Genomic DNA, 26,270 nt, shown 5'->3' with positions numbered 1-26,270 from the left:
ACTATCTCCTTAATGCATAAAGATTATTGTTGCTACCGGTTACCAGTTGCGCCATGCGCGCTTCATTGAGCGGGATGTCGTAAGTCACGCGCGCGCCCCATGCGTTGGGTGCCTGGGGGTCAAGGCGCACTTTGTCGAAAACCAGCAGCCGGGTGCCCAGGTTGAAGCCTTCCGCAAGATCGTGGGTGACCATAAACACCGTCATTCGGGTTTCGCTCCACAGCTGGAGCAGCAGCGCATGCATATCTTTGCGAATGCCGGGGTCCAGCGCGCCGAAAGGCTCATCAAGCAGCAGCACCCGCGGCTGCATGACGAAAGCCTGGGCAATTGCCAACCGCTGCTGCATCCCGCCGGAAAGCTGCGCCGGGTATTTATCGAGCGCGTGCCCCAGCCCTACTTTCTCCAGCATCAGTTGCGCTCGCTGACGGGCATCGCGTTTTCTTGCGCCAAACAAACGGCCAAACAGCGGTGAAGCCGCCAGTTCAAGACCAATGGCGACGTTATCCAGTACGTTAAGATGTGGAAATACTGAATAGCGCTGGAATACCACGCCACGGCTGCGATCGGGTTCCGCCGCCAGCGTCTTGCCATCGAGCAAGATTTCTCCCCTGGTTGGCTTTTCCTGGCCAAGTAGCAGACGTAAAAACGTCGATTTACCGCAGCCGGACGCGCCAACCATTGAGCAGAACTCGCCCTCTTTCACCTGCAAATTGATGCGCTCCAGCACCACGTGGTCACCGTATTCCTGCCAGATATTTTTGATATCGATAAAACTCATCCCTGGCCTCCTTCCGCCCACTTGAAGCAGGTTTTATGCAACTGCCGCAAGGCCAAATCCATCAGCCACGCGATGAGCGTTATCCAGATGACATAAGGAATAATCACGTCCATCGCCATGTAGCGTCGAACCAGGAAAATGCGGTAACCCAGACCGGCAGTAGCGGAAATCGCCTCACCGGAGATCAAAAACAGCCAGGCCGATCCCAGCAGCAGTCGCAACGAGGTAATAAGGCGCGATAAAAGCTGGGGTAGCACTACCCGCAGGACGACCGTCCAGCTATTAGCACCAAGGGTTTGTGCTTTGATAAACAGCTCTGCGGGGATTTCGCGCGCGCGCTGTTCAAGGTCACGCGCCAGCATTGGTGTAATGCCGATAACGATGAGCATGACTTTCGATAGCTCATCTAACCCGAAAACGATAAACAGCACCGGCAGGATAGCCAGCGGTGGGATCATCGAAATCACGGTCATGAGCGGCGAGAGCGCCGCGCGATACAACGGGAAGACGCCAGCGGCGATACCAATACACAAGCCAATCAGCGAAGAGAGCGTCAGGCCAATCAGCAAACGGCTGAGGCTAATCAGCGTGTCAGCCCACAGAAGATACTCACCACTGCGCTTATCGGGGGTCAATGCCATCCGGTCAACGGCTGCGATCATTTGTGACAGATCAGGCAGCAGCTTGTCCTGCGGATTAGCCTCCAGCCGCACCGCCGAACCGATAAACCAGGTGGCGATCAATAACACAAACGGCAATAGCATTAGCGTCAGGCGCATCCCCTGTCGGGGATGGCGATTGATGTGGCGCATGACATGAACTCCCGAGATCAGTTATTACAGCTTGCCCGCAGCAGCCATCTTCAGATAGCTGTCGTCGAAACGCAGTTTGATGTTTGCTGTATCGCCGACGGTGGTGTTGCCGGGAAACATCATGCCGATAAAGTCAGCACTTTGTGCGCCCTCTCCCAGCAATCCTTTATCGAAGGAGAATGTTGCAACCCGCTGCATGGTTTTCGCCAGATCCGGCGAGGAGATAAAGGTCAGCGTGTCGGCAGGCGTCCAGAACAGATGGGTCGTTTTCAGCTGTGCTTTGTAACCGGCGAGGTCAATGCCGGAATCGGCAGCCATAGCACTCAGTGCCTGCGTATCGCCAGCCTGCATTTTGCTCATCATTTCAAACCAGGCACCGGTCAGCGCTTTGCCCAAGGCGGGATTATCTTTTAAGGTTTGGGTATTCACGACCATCATATCAATCAGTTCGCCGGGCACTTCCGAAGAGCTGAACACTTCTGTGGTTTGCGGGGTCTTTTTGATAACCGAAAGCTGTGGATTCCAGGCCACTGCCGCCCGTACGTTGCTGGTGCCGAAAGCCGAGACAATATCCGCATCTGAGGTATTGACGACTTTAACGTCTTTTTCCTGCAGTCCGGCTTTTTCCAGACCACGGACCAGCAGATAGTGCGACACCGAAAGCTCAGGCAGATAAACCGACATCCCTTTCAGATCGCTGAGTTTTTTATTCACCCCTTTTAGCACGACACCGTCATTACCATCGGAATAACTGCCGGTAATCAGTGCTGTCGTATCGACGCCGCCTGCTGCTGGGATGGTCAATGCATCCATATTGGTCATGGTGCAGCCGTCAAACTGACCCGCCGTGTACTGATTGATGGATTCGATATAGTCATTGAGTTGCACGATATTGATTTTGATGCCGTATTTACTGGCCCATTTGTCGATGATTTTTTCGTTGCTGATGGTGCCCCAGGGCATCCAGCCCGCATAGATAGTCCAGCAGATGTTGAACTCTTTTTTTACTGCGGCGAAAGAGGGAAAGCTGGCCAGCAGCGCCAGCGACAGAAAAAGTGAGCGGAGGAGCGGCGATGTCTTCATGGTTAACCTCTGGTTGGCACAAAAAAAACGGGAGCAGCGCGACACCCAAAGGTGCTGCTGTCTCCCGGGCTTTTGTCCCGCCGTGTAACCTCGCAGAGGTCGCCTGCTCTCGGACCAGACGTTCACCTGTGTGAACCGGAACCCTAGCTGGCTATTCGATAACAAATTGTGTGATGCGCTGCTTTATTTTAAAACTTTAGCAATTGGCGTGCCAGAAATTAAAGGGTGATAAATCAGTAGAATGCATAATTTAAGGGCATCATGAGCACCAGAATGATGAGCGTTGAATGTGCGTTGCACGCAATCAGTGCTAAGAGCGGCTTGTTTTGATAAAGGATGTGGGCGCGGCCAGGCGAGATATTGTTCACTTACGTGCATACTTCCAATGCCATGCTCCTCGTCATCAACTACAGTTAACTGATTCAATATTCAGTCAAAACAGGATTACCATGTCCTCTTCCCTGACATCACATCTCTTTGCACGCCTGCGCCTGCTGATCTCCATCGCCGCAGGCGTAATCTGTTATTTCTTCTTGCCTGAGCAGTTAGGGGAATTACAGCGTTTGTTGATCGGCTGGAACGTGCTGGCATGGCTTTATCTATGGTTTATCTGGTTTCGTATGCTGCGCACGGAGGCTGACCAAATCAAGCACATCGCCCAGATGCAGGATCAAAGCGCCACGTTGGTTCTGGGGATGGTGATTGTTGCCTGTATGATCAGCATCGTCGCGATCATGAGCGAGCTGCCAACGCTAAAAAGTCTCACGGGTACGCCGCGCGCCCTGCATATGTTACTGACTGCATTGACGCTCATTGCGTCATGGGCCTTGCTGCCCAGTTCATTTGCTATGCACTATGCTCATCAGCACTACCTGCATCGGAGCCATGGCATTATCCCGCTGATCTTCCCGGAAAAACCTGCCAATCCCGCCTATTGGGATTTTCTGTACTTCTCATTTACCATCGCGGTGGCATCCCAGACGGCTGATGTGGCAACGGGCACGATGGAAATGCGTAAACTCGCGCTGTTACAGTCGGTCATCTCGTTTATTTTTAATCTGGCTATTCTGGGGCTATCCGTCAATGTGGCAGCCAGCTTACTGAGCTGAGGTACTGCGGCGAAGGAGGAAAGAGGGCAGGAATGCGTGGAGGAGCTGAACAGGGTGTGACAGGACAGAGAGGTGCGGGCGACCAAACCTGTGTAGCCCGTTCCTGCCGCCTCTCAGAGAGGGGCAGGAATAAACAGGAGGATTAACCGCCCTGCTGTTGCCCCTGCTGTTGACGGTCAGCTTCTTTCTGTTTCTTTTTGGCCATATGGTGGCCAACTGCGCAGCCTGCTGCTGCACCGGCAACGCCGTGATGTTTAACGTGACCCGCCACACCGCCCACGGCCGCGCCCTTCAGACAGCCTTTTGCCTCTGCCTGTGAACTCATCGCCATAAGCAGACCTGCGGTAACAAGAATAAGTGAAAGTTTTTTCATCGAATGACTCCCTGATAAATAGCGAAAACGGGTTACTGTCTTCTGAGCATAGCTAACCAGAACACTTCTGCTGGCCGGGGTGAGTAAATCTTCAAACCGTTTAACCGCCGTTAAGAATTTTATTTATCGTGGCGCAGATCGTTCATTTTTAAAGCGAAACGGTTAACCGGTAAGGAAAGATGTGATGGCAAACCGCGTTAAAAATGGGCATTAGCGATGCGATGCAGACACCGTCTGAGCCGCGCAGGACAATATAAAAAAACCGCCCTTCGGCGGTTGAGATCCAATCGAACCATCACTACTATTCAGCTCAGGAAATGCGGCAGGTCGAATTCAGGACATGTCATCCTGAGTGTCATCGTGCGGGCAGGGTTCACCGGTATCATCACAGGCAGGATTAATACGCAGACCGCTTGACAGCTTTTGATGTGCTGCAAGCTCAATTTTACCCGTATTATCCGTCATGTTTTTCTGGAACAAAGAAGAAACTGGCTGTTGATCATTTATTGAAAATAAGTGATGCGCGTCGGGAGCCGCTAATGCTGCATTCTGAAAAGTAACAAACGTCGCGATCGAGAATACCGTTGTTTTCAGTGCCATTTTGACGGAGGAATTTTTCATAGCTTACCCTTAAGAGATTGCTCCTAGGATCACAGAACGCTCTGCTGTTCTGCTCTGTGCTGTATCTAACCTCAGCAGTGGCAAAATAGATCCTTTATATTTCCATTGTAAGACGGACCTGATAAATCAGATTATCCCTTGCCAGATCGTGACCTGTTCACCTCATGTTTAAATTAAAATTATTCAATAAAATCATAAAATAAGTCAGATTAATGTCGTTTATATTGGCTGCGAAGACTCTCAGTAACACACCGCGAATAACGTACCAAATTCAATTATAGCAGTGGAAAATAAAAGGCTGTTTATCCCGCCTGACTCCAGTCTTAAACGTGGCTTCAAACCGTAATGCCAACATCCGCGTGCGTGTAAACCCTGTGCCCAAGGCTGTCAGAAATTTCATGCTTTTACGGCGATCTTATTTGCGCATAACTTTCATGAGGAAACGTTAAAGACGCGCTTTGTTTTTCTGCTTTTGTTTATCCTGAAGCATCAATCACTATCAGGCCGCATTCGTGGCGGCTGGCTCGGGAAGCCTAAAATGAAAGTACAAAAACTTGAACAACCTGCTTCACTCAAGACGCTTGAGCCATGGGGAACCGTGGAAGGTCTGCCTGGCTCACCCGAAATCGCACTGGCAGGACTGCAAAAGGTAATTCCGGGCCATGAAAGCATTGATATGGGCATTTTTGAATGTACGCCTGGAAGTTATCGTCGTGGCGTTAAGCAAGCAGAGATGATGCATTTCCTGTCAGGAACGGGGTCGTTTACAGCAGATGGCGAAGCGCCGCAGCATTTTAAACCCGGTGATACCTTGTTCTTCGAAGCCAATACCGAAGGCACCTGGGTGATGGACACAACCATGCGCAAGCTCTACGTTATCTTCGACACGCTTTAAACGCCTGTGCACTGATTCACTCTGTAAGGGTGAATCAGGACAGCATGAAATTTACCGCATCGCTGGCATGGATTTTGGTGGTATCGAACACCGGTAACGCACTTTGCTGTTCTGGAATCAGCAAACCAATTTCCGTGCAGCCAAAAATAATGCCTTGTGCGCCTTGCGTAGCCAGTTGCTGTATCACGTCAAGATAATAGTGCCGGGAAGCGTCCGTAAATATCCCCATACACAGTTCATCAAAAATGATGCGGTTAATGACCTCACGTTGCTCCGCTTCGGGTACGACAGTGTTTATTGAGAACGACTTAGTCAGGCGACCCAGATAGAAATCCTGTTCCATCGTATATCGTGTGCCAAGCAAGGCAACACGGTTCATTCCTTTGCCCACTATCTCGCGGCCCGTCGCGTCGGCAATATGTAAAAACGGCAAATCACAGCGGGACTCAATCGCGTCGGCAACCTTATGCATGGTATTGGTGCAACACGATGGCATCAGCTCCGGCCATTGCCAGACCTTGTGCTGCCTCGGCCAGTAACTCACCTGCCCGATCCCAGTGACCACTGCGTTGGCAGGCTTCAATCTCATAGAAATCGACGCTGTGCAGAAGCAGTTTTGCAGAATGCAGGCCGCCTAACCGGGACCTGATCCCCTCATTAATTAAACGATAATAAGGGATTGTCGATTCCCAGCTCATGCCGCCAATAAGCCCAATCGTTTTCATCATTATCCTGTGAAGGGTTTTGCTACAAAAGCCATGAAACTGCTGATAATAGCGGCCTTAGCCCAACGGGCTATGGCCGTTTATCAGGCATTCACGTTCTGCTTTTGCCACTAAGATTTATTGCCTTTTTCACTTGCCTGCTGCAAGGCAGTAATTACCGTTCCGGGGGTTAATACCTGAGGCAACACCACCGGTTTTCCGCCATCAGCCGGATAAACCACATAAAGCGGCAACCCACCACGACCAAAGTCACTGAGCGCCTGTTCAACGTCAGGATTGTACTTTGTCGAGTCTGCAATCATATAGATGGTGTTCGTGCGTGCCATGGCTGTTTTTACCGCCTGGGTAGACAGCGAGGTGCGTTCGTTTACCTGGCAGGTAATGCACCAGGAGGCGGTAAAGTTCACCAGGACCGGTTTACCCTGCCCTTTAATGGCATCAACGTTCTGAGGTGACCACGCAACCGCCGCCGCCGCAACAACATCTGACGAATCCGCTGCCGCCGTTGAGCCCTTAAGCGTGACTAAAGGGGGAACCAGCAAAACGATCACGACAGCCGTAGCGATGTGTAAAGCCCAATGCCGCCTTCCCATCATCTGCCGCTTTTGTGCCAGTCCATACAGCCAGGCGGCAAAACTCAGTAGCAGGCAGCAGGTCAGTATCGCCGCCAGCGCGGTTGAGCCTGCCTGGCGCTCCAGCACCCAGATTAACCAGCCAGCCGCACCTAACATCGGAAATGCCAGGGCATGTTTTAAGGTGATCATCCAGGCGCCCGGCGATGGCAGTATCCTGGCGACGATGGGGAAAAAGGAAATCAAGGTGAAAGGCGCGGCAAAGCCCAGCGCCAGCGAAAGGAAAATAATAAAACTGATAAAGGGCGGCTGCGTCAGCGCATAACCTACCGCACTGGCCATGAAGGGCGCACTGCAGGGAGTGGCAACAATGATGGCCAATGCCCCTGTCAACGCGGAACCAATCAGCCCACCCTGGCTGCCCCCGACTTCGCCGACCCGCTGAAGTGATAATCCCACTTCAAACAGGCCGAACAGATTGAGCGCCGAGGCCAGCATCACCAGGACTAACACTGCAATCACCAGAGGTGATTGCAGTTGAAAGCCCCAGCCCACGGATGCCCCACCCAATCGCGCCAGCAATAACAGACTGACCAGTAAAACCATGGTGACAACAACGCCAACCAAAAACGCGAGCCCTTCTGCGCGAGCATGGGCTGGCCGGGCGTGATGCCGTATCAGGCTCAACGCTTTGAGCGAAATAACCGGGAACACGCATGGCATAAGATTAAGTATGATGCCACCCAGAAAAGCGGCGGCGATAGCAGTCAGCATGATTTATCTGTCCAGATCTGAGATTAAGCCGGGTTAGCCTGGCGGTATTTTTTCACGGCATCCAGCGTTTTCTGGATATGGGATTCCGGGTTTTTATCCGTATAGCTCAGTAAAATTTTGCCATCTGGCGCAATAACATAGGAGGTACGATCGGAAAGCGTTTTACCTTTCATCTCCATGGTACTTTTATATTCTGCGGCCACTTTTGCACCCGGATCGGCGGCAACGGTGAATTTATCGCGGCATTCAAGCTTTGAGAATTTCTCAATCTGGTCGGTGTTACCTGCGGTCACGCCGATAACTGTCGCACCCTGTTTTTTAAATTCATCGGTGGCTTCAGCAAATGCGTGTGCTTCTAACGTACAACCGGCACTAAACGCCGCTGGGAAAAAATAAAGCACGACCGGGCCTTTTTGCAGCGCCTGCTGCAAGGAGAAGGTTGTTTCTTTACCTGCCAGTGCGGCTTCCAGTTTAAAATCTGGCGCATTTGCACCGACCGGTAATGCAGCAAATGCGGAGGTCATCGGCAGGCTCAGTGCCAGGAGCGTTGCGGTCGTCAATATTTTCAGGTGATTCTTGATACGCATTATTTTTTTCTCCGTCGACAAGCAGGCAAAAGTGCCCTTGTACTTTAATACTAGGTTCGTTAGCTAAAAATGGAAAAATTAACGTCATGTGATAACGCGACTGCGTTGCCAGCGTGGTGATACGAAATAGTCTGGCCTGTACTGTAAGATAGCCACACAACCGGTCATTTAGATATCCGGTTAACCGATAATTTTGTGTCAGACGGTAAATAAGGCACATTTAGGGAAAAGAGAGACGACCAACCTCGTAGTGTTGCGTGTGCAGTGCATTTTGCGCAGGCGCTTTTGTCCACAGGCAAAATGCTATGCGCCGCCAGTGAAAGGTATCCAGAGCAGAGACGCGTGCTACAGCCCCGGATTGATTTGTGCACTGAGTAAGCCCGGAAAGTTCGCTGTAAGCAGGAACGCGACTCACCGCCAGGGATGCAAAGCCAGCATGCGAGATATCTGGCCCTAAGTCAGCCGATAAGACCGGAAAGGTGTGCACCTGTGGCCAGCCGAAATCCTCGGTAAGTTTTTTAAAACCTGCCCCGGACAGAAAACGGTGCAGGCTTTCTGCGTTCTGCCACAGATAAAATGGCGCATAGCTGTTTTCTTCACTGTATGTCGGGCTGTTGGATTTGCAGGCATAAAGCCAGGCTTTAAACAGGAGACCCGGAAAGCCATCCATCTTATGCCCATGGTCATTAATCCGGCGTTTAATGATTGTCATGTCATAATCAGCAGGAAGAACAAACCGATATTGCATAGCAAGCATACTTTTCTCCTTAAGCGTGTGGAATAGCCGTCAGGCTAAACATTTTCCCATGACTGAAAGACCAGTCTTCAGATTGTGTGAAATGAATAATGACCATGACATCGCGGGGGTTTATGCCAATCGCTTGTTCAAGACGCCCGATCAGATCGCGATAAAAAGCCTGCTTTTGTTGAGTGCTGCGCGCTTTACCGGCGGTAACAGTAAACATAAGGAAGTCATCGCTACGGCCCGCTTCCCCGTCACACAGATAGTGCCGATCAAAAATGCGGCTACGTTCGTCATAACAATCAAAAAACTGAAAGCAGTCACCGCGTGGTACGGCAAACGACGCTTCAAGTGACTGCTGTAAAGCATCAGAAACAGCCTCTCGCCACTGCTGAAAACGCGGTGTTGAGATAGCGATACGAGTGACAGGCATACAGGCTCCTTACTCAGGCTGTGCATTTTTGAAGACGGTCAACGCAGAAACGGCATTTGGCCATCCGCAATAAAAGGCAAGATGCGTTATCACTTCCGTTATTTCCTCATCAGAAACCCCATTCTTCCGCGCGAACTGAAGATGCCAGTCCAGTTGCTCATGTCGAGACAGCGCAATAAGTGCACTGACCGTCACTAAGCTTCTGTCCCGCGGGGAAAGCGCTTCCCGCTGCCAGATATCGCCAAACAACACCTCTTCACTGAGCAATGCCAGCTTTGGGGCAAGTTCAGCCATGTTTTCTCGGGTCACCTTTATAGCGTTCATTTATCTTCCTCTGGTGGATGTGGTAAAAAGATAAAACGCCTTGATAATTTATAAAATCAGAAATAATGGGACACTTAATCCCAAAAAACAGGACAGATAATGGCTAAAAGACCCGTTACGTTCGATGCGGAAACCTTACGCACTTTTGTGACCGGCATTGAGCTGGGTAGCTTTGCTTCTGCCGCTGAACGCTTAGGTCGTTCAACATCGGCCGTAAGCGCCCAACTTAAAAAGCTCGAACAACAGGCAGGTGCAGCGCTGGTGCAAAAGTCAGGGCGACATCTGGTTCTTACAGCCCAGGGGGAAATTATGCTTGCTTACGCGCGCAGGCTCATGAGTTTGAACGATGAAGCTTATGCAGCCGTTAAGGCCGTTGGTATCCGTGGCGAGCTACGTCTGGGTTTACAGGAAGACTTTGGAGAGTCACTCCTTCCCACCATTCTTGGACAATTTTCACGTGCGCATCCCGATGTGCAGATATCAGCAACGGTCACCCGTAATAAACCTCTGTTAGAGGCTATTCGCCAAAATGAACTCGATATCGCACTGAGTTGGCAGGGTAAAGAGAGCAGTGCTTATAGCCAGTCGCTTGGCACGTTACCGCTATGCTGGATAGGCGCAAAGGATCTGGATATCGGCACATTTCTCTTGCAGAACCGACCGTTGCCGTTACTGGTTTTTGATGCACCCTGTATGATGCGTAGCGCAGCGACAGCCGCACTGGACAGCATGAATATCCCGTGGCGTATTGCGTTTACCAGCAGAAGCCTGAGCGGTATATGGGCGGCGGCCGCAGCGGGGCTGGGCATAACGCTACGCACTGAAACAGGCATGCCGTCATCGTTAGGGATTATTACCGGGCAAAAATTGCCTGATGCAGGAAGCATTGGCGTCACGCTGCATTACGCAGAAAAAAACGTATCCGCAGCAGCAGCTTCACTCTGTCAGATGATAAAAGTACACTTTCCCGGTGCTCAGGCGCACTGACAGATTAAGGCGTTATTTTTTACTCTTCGTTATAAATATTCATGCTGTCCTAGTGAGTATGAAAACAAGAGACAATATTTCAGCGCGACAACATATCTCTGTCCCACCAGCCGCTGATAGCACGATGAGCCAGGCGGAAAATATATAGCCAGGGTCTGAATGACACCACATTCATTTAATCGATCGATGAACGGTTAAGCGGGTGGCGTTAGCGCACGCTGGCTTAACAGGGTTCGCCGTCTCAGCTAAGCGCCATCTTTCTCTACATCGCCATTACGCCTTAACTTACCCGCCGCTCTGCGCCTGATTCGGGCACCTTGATGATTCCACTTACAGTATGATGTAACTAAATCATCTTTAAAAAGAGGGGAAAAGAGGTCTGATTAGGAATGGTGGTGATTAAACGCGATTTAATGTCCTTGAGCAGTGGCTTACCTCTCCCTCAAAGCCATGTAACCTGAGTGTGTTATCGTCTATTTCCACCCGCGCAAAGGGCGCATCTGACGGACCATCCAGCATTCCTTTCATAGTGAAAAACTCGGTGTGCTCGATACGCGCATAGCCGCCACGATGATCGTGCCCGGCAAAACAGGCGCGTACCCGATAGCGAGTAAATAAATCCACCAACTCTCCGGCATTCATCAACATATGTGTATTCTCGGGTGCCAGCGGATAATGCCCCAATACCACGACGCTTTCCCCGCACTGTTGGGCGGCCTGTAACTGCTGCTCAATCCAGTCCAGTTGCTGTCTACCCACGGCGCCATTCCAGGGCTGTGCCTGGGGCTGCTGCTGGCGCTGGAGTCGGGCCAGCAACGCCGCGGCCTGTTCACGGTCTGTGCCGTTGAGTGCATTGCAGTAAACACTGATATCGTTGCCATCGTAGACAATGAAACGCCATCCGTTGAAACGGAAGGCGTAATAGCGCTTAGGTAAGGGAAGCTTTCCCTCAAGCCGTGCGGCTATAGTCTGCGCATCGTGATTACCCAGCACCACGGCATGAGGATGCTGTAAGCCTTGATACACAGGCAGCACCGCCGCATAGCTTTGCCAGTCGCGATCGACCAGATCGCCCAGCGTGACAACAAAATCGAGCGGCTGCGCGTTAAGCACCCCGATGGCCCGCTGTAGCTTTTGTAGTCCGTTGCGATAATAGAGATTATTGTCAATATCCGGCTCGATATCCGCATATTGCGGATCGGCAATCAGACCAAAACAAACCCTGTTATCCCCTGTCGCCACCGTCCGCAGCGACGGCGGTTGATACAGCTGAACGACTTCCGCCAGTAATGCGCGTTGTGGCAGACTAAGCGAGTGAGGCATTAACATGCGGGACACCTTAACGTATGCCAGCACGCATAAACGACTGGATAAACTGGCGCTGGAAAATCAGAAACAGCAGCAGTAACGGCAGCGTTGTCATGATCGTCGCCGCCCCAATAAGCGCCCACTGAACGCCCTGCTCCGGCGAAGAAAATAACTGCAGCCCGACCGTTAATGGCCGCACCTTAACAGAATCGGTAATCACCAGTGGCCAGAGAAAATCATTCCAGTGGAAGCTAACAGATACCAGTGCAAAGGCGATATAAATCGGCCTGGCCAGCGGGATATAAATTTTACGTAAAATATAAAACCGGCTGGCACCTTCCACGACAGCCGCTTCTTCCAGTACCACAGGAATGCTTTTAAACGTCTGGCGCAGCAGGAAGATGGCAAAGGCCGAGGCGAAATAGGGTAAGGCAATGCCAGTCAAGGTATCACGCAACCCGAGCGCGCCAATCGTTTTGTAATTGTTGAGGATCAACACATCGGGGCTGATCATCAGCTGTAACAGGATAAGCGCAAATAAAACCCCCGAATACTTCAGGCGAAAACGCACCAAAGCGTAAGCCGCCATGGTGGCCAGCACCAGCTGACATACGACGATCATTAACACCAGCAAAATGGTGTTGAGAAAGTAGCGGGCAAAGGGCGCAGCGTGCCAGGCGTCAATAAAATTCTGCAGCGTCAGGGGAGCAAAGAGCGTAAAGCTCCCCTGCTCTGCCGCCGGATGTATCGCCACCCACAGCGCGACCAGGATGGGAAGTAACCATAGCACCGCCGTCAGCCAGATAACGGCATTCAGGCACAGGCGACCAACAGCACATTGAGGCTTCATTGATAATGGGCTCGCTTGTCCAGTAACCTAAACTTAACCACAGCAATGGCCGCTAAAATCAGCAGTAACACCACGGTCATTGCCGCCGCTGCCGGTAAATCCCAGTAACTGAATGCGGTGCGGTAGATGTAAAACAGTAACAGGCTGCTGCTGTTGTCCGGGCCGCCATTGGTCATTGCAATCACCTGATCGACAATGCGAAATGCGTTCATTGATGCGTTGATTAGCACAAATAACGTGGTCGGCATCAGTAATGGCCACTGGACGCGTCGGAAGAAGTACCCGTGAGATGCACCTTCAATTTGTGCCGCTTCACTCAGTCGCGGATCAATCTGCTGCAGAGCGGCCAGATAGAAGATCATAAAGAATCCGGCTTCACGCCAGACGGAGACCGCCATCAGACACCACAGCGAGGTGCCTGGCTCCCCGAGCCAGTTAATGGGGGCAAAGGAAAACAGCGCCAGCAGCTTGTTCAGCAGGCCAAGCTGCGGCGTGTAAAAAAACAGCCACAGGTTGGCAATGGCAATCATTGGCAGCAGAGAAGGAATAAAAAACGCCGCACGAACCACCGCATTCCCTGCCAGCCGCCGGTTAACGGCCAGCGCCATCAGTAAAGCCAGCGTGACCGCCAGCGGAATAGTGATCAGGGCATACAGCAGGTTATTCCACAACGAGCGGATAAACACATCGTCATCCAGCAGCGCAGCATAGTTATCCAGCCCAACAAACTGGGCCGGATGACCATTACGTGAGGCGCTGAACAGACTTTCCCACACCGTCGCCAGTGCAGGATAGTGGGTAAAGAGCAGCAAAAAAACCAGTGCCGGTAAAATCAGCAGATAGCCACACAGCTGTAATGACCCGCCACCAGAGCGAGAGGCTGACGCTGCCGGTGTAAGAATGCGCATCGCCATAGCGTTACTGGTAAGCCTTTAGCAAACGATCGGCCTGTTTCTGCGCCGCTTCCAGAGCTTCTGCTGGTGTTTTAGCTTGGGTAATGGCGGCTTCAATGGCGTGGTTCAGCGCCTCCTGAATTTGTACGCTGTTGTAGGTCGACAGTTCTGGCTGGGCATATTTGAGTTGCTCACGAGCCACCAGCGCCTGGGGTACCTGTTTCACATACGCTTCCATTGCCGGTGTTTCCCATGCGGCGGGAGAGGTCGCCACGTAGCCGGTGGCAATACTCCAGCGAGCGGCCTGTTCAGGGGCGGTGACCCAACGGATAAATTCCATTGCCGCTTTCTGCTGCGCTGCCGATGCATTTTTGAAGACGTAAAGATTCCCGCCGCCGGTTGGGCTACCGCGCTGGGTTTTTTCAGGAAGCATTGCGATGCCAAACGGGAATTTGGCATTTTTGCGCACGACACTCAGGTTCCCGGTGGTCGTCACCATCATCGCAGTTTTGCCACTGAGAAAATCCTGCGGCGTCGTGCCCCAGGCGATAGCGCCTTTCGGTGAAACGCCTTCTTTCTGGCCTAAATCGGCCAGCCATTGCAGCGTTTCACTATTTTTAGGTGTATTAAAATAGACGGCGGTGCCCTTGCCGTTATCAAGATGCGCGCCGTTTGTCGCAGCAAACCCCTGAAACACCCAGTAGCCATTGGGCGTAGTCGGGATTTCAATGCCCCACTGGCTGACGTTATCACCGTCTTTCACGACCAGTTTTTTACCAAAGTCCACCACCTGCTGCCAGTTCGCCGGCGGTGTATCCGCATCCAGACCCGCTTTTTCAAACGCCTGCTTATTCCAGTACAGCACCACCGTCGAGCGCTGAAAAGGAACGCCCCACACTTTACCGTTGATATGACGCAAAAAAGCAGGATAGAAGCTGTCGATCCATTTTTTACCGTCATCGTCCTTTGCCAGGTCGCTGGCCGCCACAATGGCACCCGCATCCATCAGTGAATAGGCTTCGATATCACCAATGACCGCCATTTGCGGTGCATTACCGCCGCGAAACGCAGTCAACGCTTTGGTCACCGTCGTGGCGTAGTCACCGGTATATACCGGCTGAATACTGACTTCAGGATGAATTTTTTCGAAATCAGCGACCAGTGCTTCGACGGTGTGGCTGATTTCTCCGCCCACCGCGATGGGATAGTACATCTGCAACTTAACCGGATCGGCGGCAAATACCGACGCGCTCGTTGCGATAAGCAATGCAGGAAGCAGATGTGACAGACGAATGGCAGACATGATTTTCCCTTAGGTAAAAAGACCGTTAAACCGCATATTTTTTGGATGACACAGACATCAGCTGCTCAGCGTGCAAACAGCGTTTACCGCTATCAGTTGAAAACAGGTATTGCTTATCGGCAGGCCATTGCAGCCCGGTCAGACTTCCCTCGATAAACCGTTTCATTCCCGGGACCGTGACGGTTAACGACGCATGGCTGTGAGCAAGCTGGCACTGTAATAAGGTGTCCGCCCCCATATATTCATAACTCACGACGTTGGCCGTCAGCGCCGCGCCATCGGCGTTAATGAGCTGGATATCTTCTGCCCTGATCCCAAGGCTGAGCGCGCCATTGCTAAAACCTTCAACGACGGGCTGCGTAAGCGGGCTCAGGTAGTGATTCGTGTGGTCAAAGGTCAGCGGTAAGATATTCATGGGCGGTGCGCCTATAAACTGTGCCGCAAACACACTGGCTGGATTGTTATAGAGGTTATCTGGCGTGTCATGCTGCTCAATTCGCCCCTCATTCAGCAAGATGATGCTGTCGGCCATGCTCATCGCTTCTGTCTGATCGTGCGTCACGTAGAGCATCGTCAGCCCCAGTTTTTTCTGTAAGGCACGAATTTCACGACGCATGCTTTGGCGCAGTTTGGCATCAAGGTTAGAAAGGGGTTCATCCATCAGGCACAGCGTATTGTTGGCGATAACGGCACGGCCTAACGCCACCCGCTGTTGTTGACCACCGGACAGTTGGGACGGTAAGCGATCCAGCAACGTCTCAAGTTCCATCAGCTTACTGACCTGACGCAGACGATCGGCAAACGTGAGTTTATCTTCGCCACGGGCTTTTAAACCGAACAACAAATTCTCTTTGACGCTCAGATGAGGAAATAACGCATACGACTGAAACACCATGGAAAGCTTGCGCTGGGAGGGCGGTAAGTGGGTGATGTCCAGATGGTTAAAACTGACCGATCCGTTGTCGGCCGTCTCCAGCCCGGCAATGGTGCGGAGTAAGGTCGATTTACCGCAGCCTGAAGGGCCCAACAGTGCAACAAACGTCCCTTCTGCGGCGTCAAAATTGATATTATCCAGCGCGATTTTCTCGCCCCAGCGTTTGGTGATGTTATGAAGCGCCAAATGGCTCATACATGCGCCGCTTTGCAAATGAGAATTGCAGTAAGCTAGCGGAGAAAAATGAACGATTTATGGCTGAAAAATGACAGAAAAATGATAAGCCTGCTTTTAATCATCCAGGCTTATCCTTCATCAGCTGCCCGTACCCTGTTTATCCCTTCAGACAGGTATCCGCCTTTCCCGTGTGGTGGCGAGGCCTGCCGCACCCTTCCCGCCAGCGTGCCACTCACCAGAGTGGTAAAAACGCAAACCGGGTGTTATCTCAGGCACATTAGTCATGCTTAACGTCTCCAGGTGGCCTGCCCGTTAAATTTGTTATTAATCGACAGGTTAAGGCCAGTGCGGTTAAAGAGTGGCTGGCATAAATTTGTTATCCTCAGGCAACTCAATTTTAGGTTAACGTTTTGGAGCAACGATGAGCGATATTATTAACCTGTTTACCAGCCATAAAAGTGAACGCAGCTTTACCGACAAACCCGTCGACGATGCCATCCTGGATCGCATCATCAGCACCGCCTATCGCGCGCCGACTTCTGTTAATTCACAGCAGGTTTCACTGGTCGTCACGCGGGATGCCGGGAAACGTCAGGCGATCTCCCAGATTGCCGGTGGACAGCCGTGGATTGCTAAGGCCCCGGTGTTTATTACCCTGGTGCTCGACATGCATAAATCCCGTATGGCAATGGCGGCAGTAGGCAAAGAGCAGGTTGCTCAGGAAAGTATTGAGAGTATTGTTTCTGGCGCTACCGATGTCGGCATTGCGCTGGGAAGTATCATGGCAGCAGCCCGGGCAGAAGGCTTAGGCATCGTGCCCATCGGGGGGATTCGCCGCGATCCTGACGCGATGATCTCACTGCTTAATTTGCCAGAATATACGTTCCCGGTGGCGGGCGTCGTGATTGGGTATGTCGATCAACCCGCATTTCAGAAACCACGCCTGCCGATGCAAACCTTCCGTCATGAAGAAAGCTATCACACCGAAGGTCTGGAGCAGCAAATCGCGGCTTACAATGCTGAAATGGTTCAGCACTGGCAAGCAACCGGGCGTGCGGACGGCGAAAGCTGGAGCGACAGCGTGAGCGGATATTACCAACACATCTATTTCCCCAACGTCTTGCCAGCGCTGCACAAGCAGGGATTCGGTAGCGACAAATAATCTTTACCCGCCCGGGCAATGCCCGGGCGGTTTCCCTGCCAGATCGGCTCGACACGCGCTAGATGCTGGCCCCGTTTCGTCCCTGGTGTTTGACACGATAGAGCGCTTCATCCGCGCGTTTAATCAACAATCCTGCGCTTTCCGGTCCTTCCCCGGGCGCCGAAGACGCCACGCCGGCGCTTAACGTTACGCACCCCGTCTCCAGCCCCGTAGAAGTATGCGGTATAGCTAACGCTCTGACCGCCTCAACCACACTCAACGCCATCCTTAATGCATCCTCGGCGCGAGTATCAGCTAGCACGATGGCAAATTCTTCACCGCCATAACGGGCCGCAATATCGGTCCGACGCTGGGCGAACGTTTTCAGCACACGGCCCACCTGTTGTAAACAGGCGTCACCTGCAACGTGACCATAGGTATCGTTGTAGCGTTTAAAATAATCGATATCGAAAAGTATCAACGATACCGGTCCTCCGCTACTGCGTCCGTGCAACAGGCTTTTTTTCAGAAAGTGGTCAAAATAACGACGGTTGGCCAGTCCCGTTAGCCCATCGGCGTTCGCCAGATTTTCCAGCGAGTGGTTGGCGGCGGTGAGTTCATCCCTGAGATGGGTTAATTCAATTTGGTAGCGTAAACTGCGCCGGGCTTCATGCCGCATTAACATCCACAGCAGGATGATCGCCATCAGTAACACCAGACTCAGTACCACTCCCTGCACCCTGCTTTCAGCCCAGTGCACGAAAAGCCCTTGTTTATCAAAGCCGGCGGCAACGACGAAAGGATAACGGCTTGAGCTAGCGAAGCCAAAAATGCGCGTTATACCGTCAACTTCAGCCTTCCACTGACCACTACCGCGCTGTGAATTTTCGAGTAACTGATGGAAAAGCGGGCTGGATGAGAGGTTTTTACCAATGTAGCTGTCTGGCAAAGGGCGAGCATAAAGCACAGTGCTGTCTGCCAGCATCAGCGCCAGTAAATCCTTGGGGCCAATGACAAAATAATCATAGTAATGGCGAAAGTAATCGACACTCACCGTGGCAAGAAGTACACCACGGAAATCACCGTAGTTATCGCTGACGCGCAAAGAAACAGGGATCACGTAGCGTTCCGAACTGCGGCTACGTAAAGCGGGCCCGACGTGCACGCTGTTACGGGGATTGTTGCGATGGTAGGCAAAATATTCCCGATCGGCGTTATTTGCTGAAGGTGTCTGCGTTAAGGAACTGGCTATCCATTTACCCTGCGCGTCGTAATAAAAGATGCCATCCATCTGAGGCAGACGGCTCTGTAAGGTGCGCATGATGTTATTGATTGCTGAAACATCCACGCCGGTCTCAGTCTGGGACTCAATTTCTCGCTGGACTTCACGCAGTGACAGTTCTGTCTGGAGAAACGTGTCTTCTGCCTGGCGCGCCTGTGCCAGAGAAAGATCGATCGCGCGCTCTTCAGCTAATCGAACCGTCCTTTGCCAGTCCAGGTGAAGCGTCCAGACATTAACAACAATCACGCCAATCGTTAATAAACTCCCCGCCAGGGTAATACTTCTGAGCAGCGGCGAAATGCGCATCATTGCAACATCTTTTTTTCGACGTAATTCCATGCCGGTTTACCATTCTCTCGCTACGGGATAATGCAAAATATCAGAAACAGCGTGTTATCAATCACATCCTGACGGAATACTTATATCAGCTGTTTTCAGTTTAGAGTAAAGGAGAGGCTTCAGTATAGCGTTGCGCGCGGTCAGGAATGTGTTCAGAAGGCGTGTAGCTGACTGCCGTAATAAGCAGCCGGGTCTTATCCGGGGACCATACCGATGTCACGGCGATTCTCCACGTCCACGGGGACGTGGAGAAAAAGCGACTAGCGTCGGCGACGCCACCACCAAAACAGCAGCAGTACGACCGCCAGCACAGCCACCGCTATGCCTGCGCGGGCTAGCGGCAAGAGTAGTGATGGCTCGCCGCCCTGACGCAGTGATTTCACCCGGTCCGGGGTAATGCGCACCGCACTGTTACCGATATCCTGCATAACATAATTGGTGACGTCAGCAATTTGCGTATCATCCAGCGTATGGGCAAAGCCAATCATACCCTGCCCCTTCGCTGGCCAGACACCGCCAAGCACAGCCATCGCAACGTTATCCGCCGTAGGTTTCTCTAATACCGGATGTTTAGTCAGGGCGGGGAATCCTGTTAAGCCCTGTCCTTCCAGGTTATGGCACGAGGCACAATTATTGCGGTAAACACGCTCGCCATCCGTCATGTCCGATAACATATCTGGCGTATCATCACCGGTTACTGGTGTGAGTCCGCTGGCCGGTTCCTGTACATCTGACTCGGTGTCGGCATCGCTGTCTTCCTGCTCGGCGACAGGCATCAGATAGGTCGCAATCGCGTTCCGGTCTTCCGGCGTCATCCTGGAAAAGCTTTTATCGATGGCTTCAAGCATCGGACCCGCTGCGGTCGCCCCGTTATCGGCGTGACCGCTCGCCAGATAGGCAGCCAGCGATTCTCGTGACCACTGATCGTCACTCTGTAAGGTATTCGCCGTGATATCCGGCGCAAACCAGGTTCCCAAAGAAGCACCCTGTAGCGATTTGCTCTGTTGCTCCGCCATCAAAAAATTCCGCGGCGTATGGCAGGTGCTGCAGTGGGTTAATCCTTCGACCAGATAAGCGCCACGGTTCCATTCTGCTGACTGGCTGGGATCGGGCCTGAAGGGTTTGGTGTCGAGGAACAGTAAATTCCATGCAGCCATACTAAAACGCAGGTTGAACGGAAAAGGCAGCGCAGTTTTCTCCGGCTGTGTGTCAACAGCTTTGACGCCATGCATAAAGTAAGCATAAAGCGCCGAAACATCGCTGTCGCTCACTTTGGCATAAGCAGTGTAAGGCATGGCGGGATAAAGATGGCTGCCATCGGCACGCATGCCCCTGCGTAGCGCATCGGCAAACTGTTTCTCACTGTAGTCACCTATGCCGGCCGTTTTTGATGGCGTAATATTGGTGCTGAAAATGATCCCTAACGGGCTACTAATGGCATGTCCGCCGCTAAAGGGTGCCTTGCCTTCATCTGTGTGGCAGGCAGCACAATCCCCGGCGACAGCAAGGTATTCACCCCGTTTTATAAGGTCAGTCTGGCTTTCTGCCTGCACACTGCCCTGGGTTGCAGTGAGCATGAGCACCACTAAAGGCAGTAACCGACTTAATCGCTTACCCATGCTGTGTCTCCTGCAAAATCTTGTCAGCGGTGCGCAGCGCAAGCGCCATGGCGGTGAGCGTAACATTACAGGTACCAACCGTTGGCATCACGCCGGTACCGACCATGAACAGATTTTCATGATCGTGCGCCCGTCCCCAGGCATCAGTTACGCTGGTGGCGGGATCGTGCCCCATCGACAGGGTGCCGGTGATATGTTGGCGATTGGAGAATTTGCCGCTTTTGCTGTGCTGGATATTGGTTGCGCCAAGCTTGGCCGCTATCGCGTCATAGCACTCACGCGTTTTTTCTGTGCCTTTCTGCACATAGTCATCCACATCCCAGAACAACGCAGGTGTGGGTAATCCCAATGCATCTTTATTGCGGCTTAAGGTCACGCGATTGTCAGGATTGGGGAGCTGCTCCAGCGCATTTTTAATGCTAAGACGGCGTGCCGCACGGAAACGGACTTGCTCCTGGAGTTTTTTACCAAAGTATCCCTCTTCCAGCACTTCTTTTGTCACCGCCGCCACCTGCGAGGCATTGGAGATATCCAGACGGAATGGCGCATGTTCGCGGCGGAATTCGCCGTCTCTGAACTGACCAATCGAGCACGGGCTGACAGGGCCGCGTCCCGGCCAGATCTCCTCATCTACGTCGAAGGTGACGCCAATCGCGGGATGATCGCAGAGATGACGCCCGACAGTATCCCGGGCATTGGCAATTCCCTGCGGAAATTTATCGCTGGTGGACATCAGTAACAGCTTCGGCGTTTCAATCGCGTTGGCCGCAAGGACAAATGTCTGTGCCGTGATGCGATGGCTGGTTTTATTCCAGTCATAATAGTTCGCGGCAACAATCCTGCCCTGCGCATCGTGTTCAAGCTGATAAACCACCGCCTCGGTAATGACCTGGACGCCGCTGTCTTCTGCCTGCTGGGCGGCCAGCCCGCCATGATACTGGGCATCAATCGGGCACAACGGCATACAGTTATTGTTGCCGCAGCAGGCTGGTCGACCATCATAACTACGGCTGTTGCGCCCCGTGCTGTCATCCAGCACGGTGAAATCTGGCGCGAGCCGTGCCGTTACACGTTGCTGTAGCCATGACGCCGGTACGCGCTCCATCGGGAAAGGCTTGCTACGTGGCGATCCGTTATCCGGCGATCCCCCGACACCAGCGATAACTTCCGCCTCATAGTAATAGGGTTCCAGATCCTGATAGCCAATCGGCCAGTCTTTTCCCACGCCATAACGTGTGTATTGCTGGAAATCATTGGGCACAAAGCGCCACAGTTGGGCAGCCCAGTGCCAGCTGGTGCCACCAAAGATGCGGATGTACTGTGCATTAAACGCCTGCGGGCCTAATTGCTGCAGATAGTCGTTGGGTTCAGGCGTATATCGCGGCTGCGGCGCCATGGGCGAAAAGGGATAAGGCGACATAAAGTCAGACTTAAAGGCGGAGCTACGGAAGCGCTCGACCAGCTCATCCCGGCCGACTTTCGGCCCGGACTCAAGTAATACAACGGTTTTACCGGCTTTAGCCAATCGGGTAGCCAGCAATGCGCCATTCACGCCCGCGCCAATCACGACGACATCAGCCGACTCATTCTTCTTCATTGATGACATTACTCTTAAAAAGGATCACGGTTGACTCGCCCAACTGCCACAGACGCCATATGAGAAGCTCGGCGGAACCAGTTTGTCATTGACGACCTGATTCGCAAGGGTGTTGATGTAGGTGATGTATCGCGCATTTTTACCTTTCCCCACCACCCCGGTGTACCAACCGCTAAGAATGGCGCCCGCCAGCTTCGCACAGCCCGCATCGCTCTCGGCAAACTGCAAACGTTCCTGTTGCAACAGATCGGTCTGACGCGTCAGCAGGTTACTTAAATGTACCAGTGCAGCCGAGAAATTCTTTTGCGTCTGGCTTAAGGTGTCATAGAGCGCACTGCCCACGGTTTCGTTAAGCTCATCCCGCTGTGTGAGTTGCTGAGAAACCTGCATGAAAACGTCCAGCTCATCTGCCTGGGCGTCCGGTTGTGCGGCATTAAGGCGGGCCAGGGGGAGCAGATGTCCGGCGGCGCTGGTCACAGCCACCAGTCCGACCATCTTCAGCACGCGGCGGCGTGAATAGTGATTCATAATATCTTCCAGTAAAAGCCGCCTGTCGCTGGCAGCAAATCAGTCTGCGGAATACGGGTTATGATGAGGGTAGTGCCCATGATGTCAGACATGTCGCCGCCTGGGTTAAGAGCGAAAGCCTGACGCGTTCGCGCCTGAACCTGCGCGTAAGAGAAAATCAACTGAGGTTGCAGAATCACGTCATCCGATTCTCTCCATGCCTGCGAATCATGGACGTCTCTTTTTTAATAATCCACTGGTAATTAACCAAATCATAACAATCTGCAGAGGATAAACCTGATAGTTGTTTGGGTTATAAATATATTAAATCGATATTAAACAAATTTGATACAAAGCGGAACTCACCCGCAGAACCGGCCATGCTGCACGGCATCACGATCTCCGCTTAGCCCGTCAGCCTGTCCTGAGGCAATTGCCTCTGGGGCTGGCTGAAGTAAACTGCTCTTCTGTCCTACTGTAGCGGCAGAATTTCTCAAGGAAACGGAGTCGATAATGCCCCCTTTGCGTTTACTGTTATCAGAATCGAACGATCCCTGGTTCAACCTGGCGGTGGAGGAGTGTATTTTTCGCCAGATGCCGGCGAGCCAGCGGGTACTGTTTTTGTGGCGAAATGCAGAAACCGTGGTGATTGGTCGGGCGCAAAACCCGTGGAAAGAGTGTAATACGCGTCGAATGGCAGAGGATGGCATCAAACTGGCGCGGCGCAGCAGCGGGGGCGGAGCGGTATTCCATGACCTGGGAAACTGCTGCTTTACATTTATGGCGGGCAAACCCGAGTATGACAAAAGTGTCTCAACCGCCATCATCCTGCAGGCACTGGCAAAGCTGGGGGTGAATGCGCAGGCGTCCGGACGCAACGACCTGGTGATCGATACGGATGAAGGCGTGCGCAAAATTTCCGGTTCGGCTTATCGTGAAACCCCCGATCGTGGCTTTCATCATGGCACAATCCTGATGGATGCCGATCTGTCACGCCTGGCAAATTATCTCAATCCGGATAGCAAAAAATTACAGGCTAAAGGGATCGCCTCGGTGCGTGCACGCGTAACCAATCTGCAAACCCTGGTTCCCGATATTCGCTACGAACATATCTGCCACGCTATCACTGAAGCCTGTTTTGAACATTTTGCCACGCGCTGTGAACCCGAGCACATCTCACCCGACCGGCTGCCCAATCTGCCCGGCTTTGAACAACAGTTTGCCCGGCAAAGCAATTGGGAATGGAATTTTGGTCAGGCGCCGGACTTTTCACACGTACTGGATAATCGTTTCGTCTGGGGCGGTGTGGAAATCCATTTTGACGTTGAGCGCGGCACGATTAGCCGCTGCCAGATTTTCAGTGACAGCCTGAATCCTGCGCCTCTGGAAATGCTGGCCTCGCGCTTACAGGGGGCAGCCTATCAACCTGATGTGATGGCGCAGCACATTGAAGCGTTAAAAGCGGAATACCCACTGCAGCAACATGAACTGGACGAACTGACGCCATGGCTGGTGGCAAGCGTCAGTTAACAGGTGATGCGCGGCTGCCTTTGCCAAAGCCCGCCAGCATGTGGGCAACGACAGGCGACGTTACTGCCGTGCCGTTGCCCCTTTCGCGCTTAGCTTCCTGTATTCACGCGCTGACCTATATCCTTGAGTTGCGAGTATTTTTCAAGCAGACGCGGCCCGTCATCCAGGCTCATTGCGAACATCCACAGATAGGTCATCACGGAATAGATATGTCCTGCATCACCAATCCCTTTTCGGGTCATGGCGAGGATCGTAAAGGCAAACAGCAGCGCCGCAGCCGTACCGATGGTCAAAAAACCCAGCGCCTCACGATCGGAGAGTCCAATACGTAATCGCGCCAGCACAGCGTAGTGCTTCGCCAGTGTGGGTGCCTGCGCCATCGTCACCAGACTCACCTCTTTTTCAAGCCGGTTATTCAGACGACCAAACAACGCCTCATTCTTGCGTGAGAAGCCGGGTAAAAAACAGGCAAGAACCAACAAAATGATCACACAGCCCACGCCGGTCCAGAATTCAATCACCAGCAGCATGATGGCTGCGCCGCTGATCGATGCCAGAGAAGTGATCAGCATGGGCAGATGAAGTTCGAAAAAATCAACAAACTCACGTGACAACGTCACACGAGCGGCAACCGTTGACGCATTATGCTTTTCGTGACGCTGCGCCACGATAACCGGCACCGCCAGTTCGGCATAAATACGGGCGAAGGAGCGGGTATCGACGCTGCGTCTTGCGGCTCCGATGACCCACATCGTAAATACCATGGCCGCATAGAGCACAGCATAGAGCGCCTGCCCGGTGACAATGGCGTTTATGGCAAACCCGGCTAATAGCGGATAAAGCAGGTAGGTGACGTTTTCTGCCACGACTAAAAGCAGAGTGAGCGCGAGCTTTTTATTGTGACGTCGACCTAACCGCTTTAAGGTCGCAATAGCGTTTGGTGGTGCGAGATCCGGTGGTGTCGTTCGGGTAGAACACATGATTTTCTTTTCTTAAACGGTTAGAATTGAGCGAATGCTCAAGTACCAGCGCATCGTATTTGAGCGTTTGCTCAAAGTCAATTCGGGAGTGATGATGAAAGCACCAATGGCAACATCTGGGGAAACCTTGAAAGAAAAAATCCTCACAGGCGCCGTCGCGCTTTTTATCGAAAAAGGCATTGAGAAAGCCACGACGCGGGAATTAACGGAATCGCTGGGTATATCGCGTAGCCATATTTATCACTATTTCCCTGACTGGCACACGCTTACCTTAACCGCGCTGGAACACTTCATGCAGCGCGAGTTAAAGGAATTTACCGCTGAACTGGCCGGCCTGGAACCTGAGCAGCAACTACACTGTATGATTGAAGGCCATATACCTGATACTTCAGATTCGGTCTGGCGGCTCTATGCTTCTTTCTGGCAGATAGCGGCACATAACGCCGATTATGCAGACTTAGCCGACAAGATTACGGCGGGCTGGGATGCGTTGCTCTGTGACATTATTCGTGCTGGCGTTGCACAGGGTTGTTTTCATACGGATGATGTCGCGCGCAGCGCGCGCCAACTCAATGCCATGCTTAATGGCTATGCTGATGTGTTGAGCATTAAATCTTCGCCAGAAAAAATTGAGCAGGTAATGGCCGACATTAATCACTTTATACAATTTATGCGTTAACGGAGCGGGAAGGACGCAAAGCGTCTTTTTCTCGCGTATTGGCTTTAATGGAATGTTAAATAGAAGTTATACGAATATTCATTCTTAGCTTTTTAGTGTGTCATTCAGATGGCGTGCGTTTTACATTTTGTTGATTGATTAATCTCAAATTTTATCGCTTATCTGTCCTGAAATGCTTGCTAACACACTTTATTTTTCGCTGGCAGATTCTCACGGGAATGCGGTAAGCAGGTGTTTTTAGGCGCTTTATTGTTTACTCATTTTAACATAAGTGGTTTACCTCGCTTCCCTTTCCGGGCTAAGTCGCTGGTTTATA

26 protein-coding genes, 1 pseudogene and 1 riboswitch are annotated in these 26,270 nt (G+C 52.2%); of the genes and pseudogenes, 6 read left to right on the top strand and 21 right to left on the bottom strand.

Annotation, left to right across the window (positions count from 1 at the left end; genetic code table 11):
* Window position 1: 1 nt before the first annotated feature.
* Genes FBY13_RS12835 through FBY13_RS12825 form a run of 3 tightly spaced genes read right to left on the bottom strand, consistent with a single transcriptional unit; the run spans window position 2 to window position 2,673 of the window.
* Window positions 2–778, bottom strand: a complete 777-nt coding sequence (locus tag FBY13_RS12835; RefSeq protein WP_145394341.1) for an ABC transporter ATP-binding protein — start codon at window positions 776–778, stop codon at window positions 2–4.
* Window positions 775–1,590, bottom strand: coding sequence for an ABC transporter permease (locus FBY13_RS12830; RefSeq protein WP_145394340.1), 816 nt, complete (start codon window positions 1,588–1,590; stop codon window positions 775–777). The genes FBY13_RS12835 and FBY13_RS12830 overlap by 4 nt, the downstream gene beginning before the upstream one ends.
* 24 nt (window positions 1,591–1,614) lie before the next feature.
* The gene (locus FBY13_RS12825; protein ID WP_145394339.1) at window positions 1,615–2,673 is read right to left on the bottom strand and encodes a putative urea ABC transporter substrate-binding protein; all 1,059 of its coding nucleotides are present in this window, start codon (window positions 2,671–2,673) and stop codon (window positions 1,615–1,617) included.
* Window positions 2,674–2,732: 59 nt separating this feature from the next.
* A riboswitch (guanidine-I (ykkC/yxkD leader) is annotated at window positions 2,733–2,831 on the bottom strand.
* Between the two features lie 291 nt (window positions 2,832–3,122).
* Here FBY13_RS12825 and FBY13_RS12820 point away from each other — a divergent pair.
* Window positions 3,123–3,782, top strand: coding sequence for a DUF1345 domain-containing protein (locus FBY13_RS12820; RefSeq protein ID WP_145394338.1), 660 nt, complete (start codon window positions 3,123–3,125; stop codon window positions 3,780–3,782).
* Between the two features lie 142 nt (window positions 3,783–3,924).
* Here the strand turns inward: FBY13_RS12820 and FBY13_RS12815 are convergent, their stop codons facing one another.
* Both FBY13_RS12815 and FBY13_RS12810 read right to left on the bottom strand, forming a co-directional pair.
* Window positions 3,925–4,155, bottom strand: a complete 231-nt coding sequence (locus FBY13_RS12815; RefSeq protein ID WP_109717766.1) for a hypothetical protein — start codon at window positions 4,153–4,155, stop codon at window positions 3,925–3,927.
* A gap of 333 nt (window positions 4,156–4,488) precedes the next feature.
* Window positions 4,489–4,776, bottom strand: coding sequence for a hypothetical protein (locus FBY13_RS12810; protein ID WP_145394337.1), 288 nt, complete (start codon window positions 4,774–4,776; stop codon window positions 4,489–4,491).
* A 538-nt stretch (window positions 4,777–5,314) separates the two neighbouring features.
* Here FBY13_RS12810 and FBY13_RS12805 point away from each other — a divergent pair.
* Window positions 5,315–5,671 (top strand): cupin domain-containing protein, encoded by a 357-nt coding sequence (locus FBY13_RS12805; RefSeq protein ID WP_063877101.1) that lies wholly within the window; start codon window positions 5,315–5,317, stop codon window positions 5,669–5,671.
* 34 nt (window positions 5,672–5,705) lie between these two features.
* Here FBY13_RS12805 and FBY13_RS12800 read toward each other — a convergent pair.
* The 6 genes and pseudogenes from FBY13_RS12800 to FBY13_RS12775 form a co-directional block, all read right to left on the bottom strand.
* A pseudogene (locus FBY13_RS12800) lies at window positions 5,706–6,396 on the bottom strand (aspartate/glutamate racemase).
* Between the two features lie 110 nt (window positions 6,397–6,506).
* On the bottom strand, window positions 6,507–7,742 hold the full coding sequence (locus tag FBY13_RS12795; RefSeq protein WP_109717764.1) for a protein-disulfide reductase DsbD: 1,236 nt from the start codon (window positions 7,740–7,742) through the stop codon (window positions 6,507–6,509).
* 23 nt (window positions 7,743–7,765) lie between these two features.
* Window positions 7,766–8,329, bottom strand: coding sequence for a peroxiredoxin (locus FBY13_RS12790; protein ID WP_063877072.1), 564 nt, complete (start codon window positions 8,327–8,329; stop codon window positions 7,766–7,768).
* Between the two features lie 220 nt (window positions 8,330–8,549).
* Window positions 8,550–9,086 carry a DUF4865 family protein gene (locus tag FBY13_RS12785; protein WP_145394336.1) on the bottom strand — a complete coding sequence of 179 codons (537 nt, stop codon included), beginning with the start codon at window positions 9,084–9,086 and terminating at the stop codon, window positions 8,550–8,552.
* 10 nt (window positions 9,087–9,096) lie between these two features.
* Window positions 9,097–9,504: a tautomerase family protein gene (locus FBY13_RS12780; protein ID WP_109717762.1), complete on the bottom strand. Its 408-nt coding sequence runs from the start codon at window positions 9,502–9,504 to the stop codon at window positions 9,097–9,099.
* Between the two features lie 9 nt (window positions 9,505–9,513).
* Window positions 9,514–9,828 carry a carboxymuconolactone decarboxylase family protein gene (locus tag FBY13_RS12775; protein ID WP_063877069.1) on the bottom strand — a complete coding sequence of 105 codons (315 nt, stop codon included), beginning with the start codon at window positions 9,826–9,828 and terminating at the stop codon, window positions 9,514–9,516.
* A gap of 99 nt (window positions 9,829–9,927) precedes the next feature.
* Between FBY13_RS12775 and FBY13_RS12770 the strand changes: the two genes are divergently transcribed.
* Window positions 9,928–10,815, top strand: coding sequence for a LysR substrate-binding domain-containing protein (locus tag FBY13_RS12770; RefSeq protein WP_109717761.1), 888 nt, complete (start codon window positions 9,928–9,930; stop codon window positions 10,813–10,815).
* A gap of 399 nt (window positions 10,816–11,214) precedes the next feature.
* Here FBY13_RS12770 and FBY13_RS12765 read toward each other — a convergent pair whose 3' ends face one another.
* From FBY13_RS12765 to FBY13_RS12745, 5 genes are read right to left on the bottom strand one after another with little or no spacing between them, the layout of a single operon-like run.
* Window positions 11,215–12,144: a metallophosphoesterase gene (locus FBY13_RS12765; protein ID WP_145394335.1), complete on the bottom strand. Its 930-nt coding sequence runs from the start codon at window positions 12,142–12,144 to the stop codon at window positions 11,215–11,217.
* A 10-nt stretch (window positions 12,145–12,154) separates the two neighbouring features.
* On the bottom strand, window positions 12,155–12,973 hold the full coding sequence (locus FBY13_RS12760; RefSeq protein ID WP_145394334.1) for a carbohydrate ABC transporter permease: 819 nt from the start codon (window positions 12,971–12,973) through the stop codon (window positions 12,155–12,157).
* Entirely contained in the window at window positions 12,970–13,881 is a 912-nt protein-coding gene (locus tag FBY13_RS12755; RefSeq protein WP_145394434.1) for a carbohydrate ABC transporter permease, read from the bottom strand. Before FBY13_RS12755 ends, FBY13_RS12760 begins: the two co-directional genes overlap by 4 nt.
* A gap of 10 nt (window positions 13,882–13,891) precedes the next feature.
* A complete protein-coding gene (locus tag FBY13_RS12750; RefSeq protein WP_145394333.1) occupies window positions 13,892–15,169 on the bottom strand; it encodes an ABC transporter substrate-binding protein in 1,278 nt (425 codons plus the stop codon).
* 25 nt (window positions 15,170–15,194) lie between these two features.
* On the bottom strand, window positions 15,195–16,298 hold the full coding sequence (locus tag FBY13_RS12745) for an ABC transporter ATP-binding protein (protein WP_145394332.1): 1,104 nt from the start codon (window positions 16,296–16,298) through the stop codon (window positions 15,195–15,197).
* Between the two features lie 403 nt (window positions 16,299–16,701).
* On the opposite strand from FBY13_RS12745, the gene FBY13_RS12740 reads away from it, so the two are divergent.
* A complete protein-coding gene (locus FBY13_RS12740) occupies window positions 16,702–17,442 on the top strand; it encodes a nitroreductase family protein (protein ID WP_096011552.1) in 741 nt (246 codons plus the stop codon).
* A 58-nt stretch (window positions 17,443–17,500) separates the two neighbouring features.
* Here the strand turns inward: FBY13_RS12740 and FBY13_RS12735 are convergent, their stop codons facing one another.
* The 4 genes from FBY13_RS12735 to FBY13_RS12720 form a co-directional block, all read right to left on the bottom strand.
* Window positions 17,501–19,042 (bottom strand): sensor domain-containing diguanylate cyclase, encoded by a 1,542-nt coding sequence (locus FBY13_RS12735; RefSeq protein ID WP_145394331.1) that lies wholly within the window; start codon window positions 19,040–19,042, stop codon window positions 17,501–17,503.
* Window positions 19,043–19,302: 260 nt separating this feature from the next.
* Complete coding sequence (locus FBY13_RS12730) at window positions 19,303–20,661, bottom strand: cytochrome c (protein ID WP_145394330.1); 1,359 nt, start codon at window positions 20,659–20,661, stop codon at window positions 19,303–19,305.
* Window positions 20,654–22,258 (bottom strand): GMC family oxidoreductase, encoded by a 1,605-nt coding sequence (locus tag FBY13_RS12725; RefSeq protein ID WP_145394329.1) that lies wholly within the window; start codon window positions 22,256–22,258, stop codon window positions 20,654–20,656. The genes FBY13_RS12730 and FBY13_RS12725 overlap by 8 nt, the downstream gene beginning before the upstream one ends.
* A gap of 24 nt (window positions 22,259–22,282) precedes the next feature.
* Window positions 22,283–22,786, bottom strand: coding sequence for a sugar dehydrogenase complex small subunit (locus FBY13_RS12720; RefSeq protein WP_063877058.1), 504 nt, complete (start codon window positions 22,784–22,786; stop codon window positions 22,283–22,285).
* A 492-nt stretch (window positions 22,787–23,278) separates the two neighbouring features.
* Between FBY13_RS12720 and FBY13_RS12715 the strand changes: the two genes are divergently transcribed.
* Window positions 23,279–24,295 carry a lipoate--protein ligase A gene (locus FBY13_RS12715; protein ID WP_145394328.1) on the top strand — a complete coding sequence of 339 codons (1,017 nt, stop codon included), beginning with the start codon at window positions 23,279–23,281 and terminating at the stop codon, window positions 24,293–24,295.
* 89 nt (window positions 24,296–24,384) lie between these two features.
* On the opposite strand, the gene FBY13_RS12710 is transcribed toward FBY13_RS12715, so the two are convergent.
* Entirely contained in the window at window positions 24,385–25,275 is an 891-nt protein-coding gene (locus FBY13_RS12710; protein ID WP_145394327.1) for an ABC transporter six-transmembrane domain-containing protein, read from the bottom strand.
* A gap of 94 nt (window positions 25,276–25,369) precedes the next feature.
* Here FBY13_RS12710 and FBY13_RS12705 point away from each other — a divergent pair, with 94 nt between their 5' ends.
* Window positions 25,370–25,954: a TetR/AcrR family transcriptional regulator gene (locus FBY13_RS12705; RefSeq protein ID WP_145394433.1), complete on the top strand. Its 585-nt coding sequence runs from the start codon at window positions 25,370–25,372 to the stop codon at window positions 25,952–25,954.
* The last annotated feature ends 316 nt before the right edge of the window (window positions 25,955–26,270 follow it).

This window comes from Pantoea sp. SJZ147 (assembly GCF_007828605.1).
Taxonomy (GTDB): Bacteria; Pseudomonadota; Gammaproteobacteria; order Enterobacterales; family Enterobacteriaceae; genus Pantoea; species Pantoea allii.
Note: the sequence above shows the minus strand (reverse complement) of the source record. Positions and strands in the feature narration are given on the sequence as shown.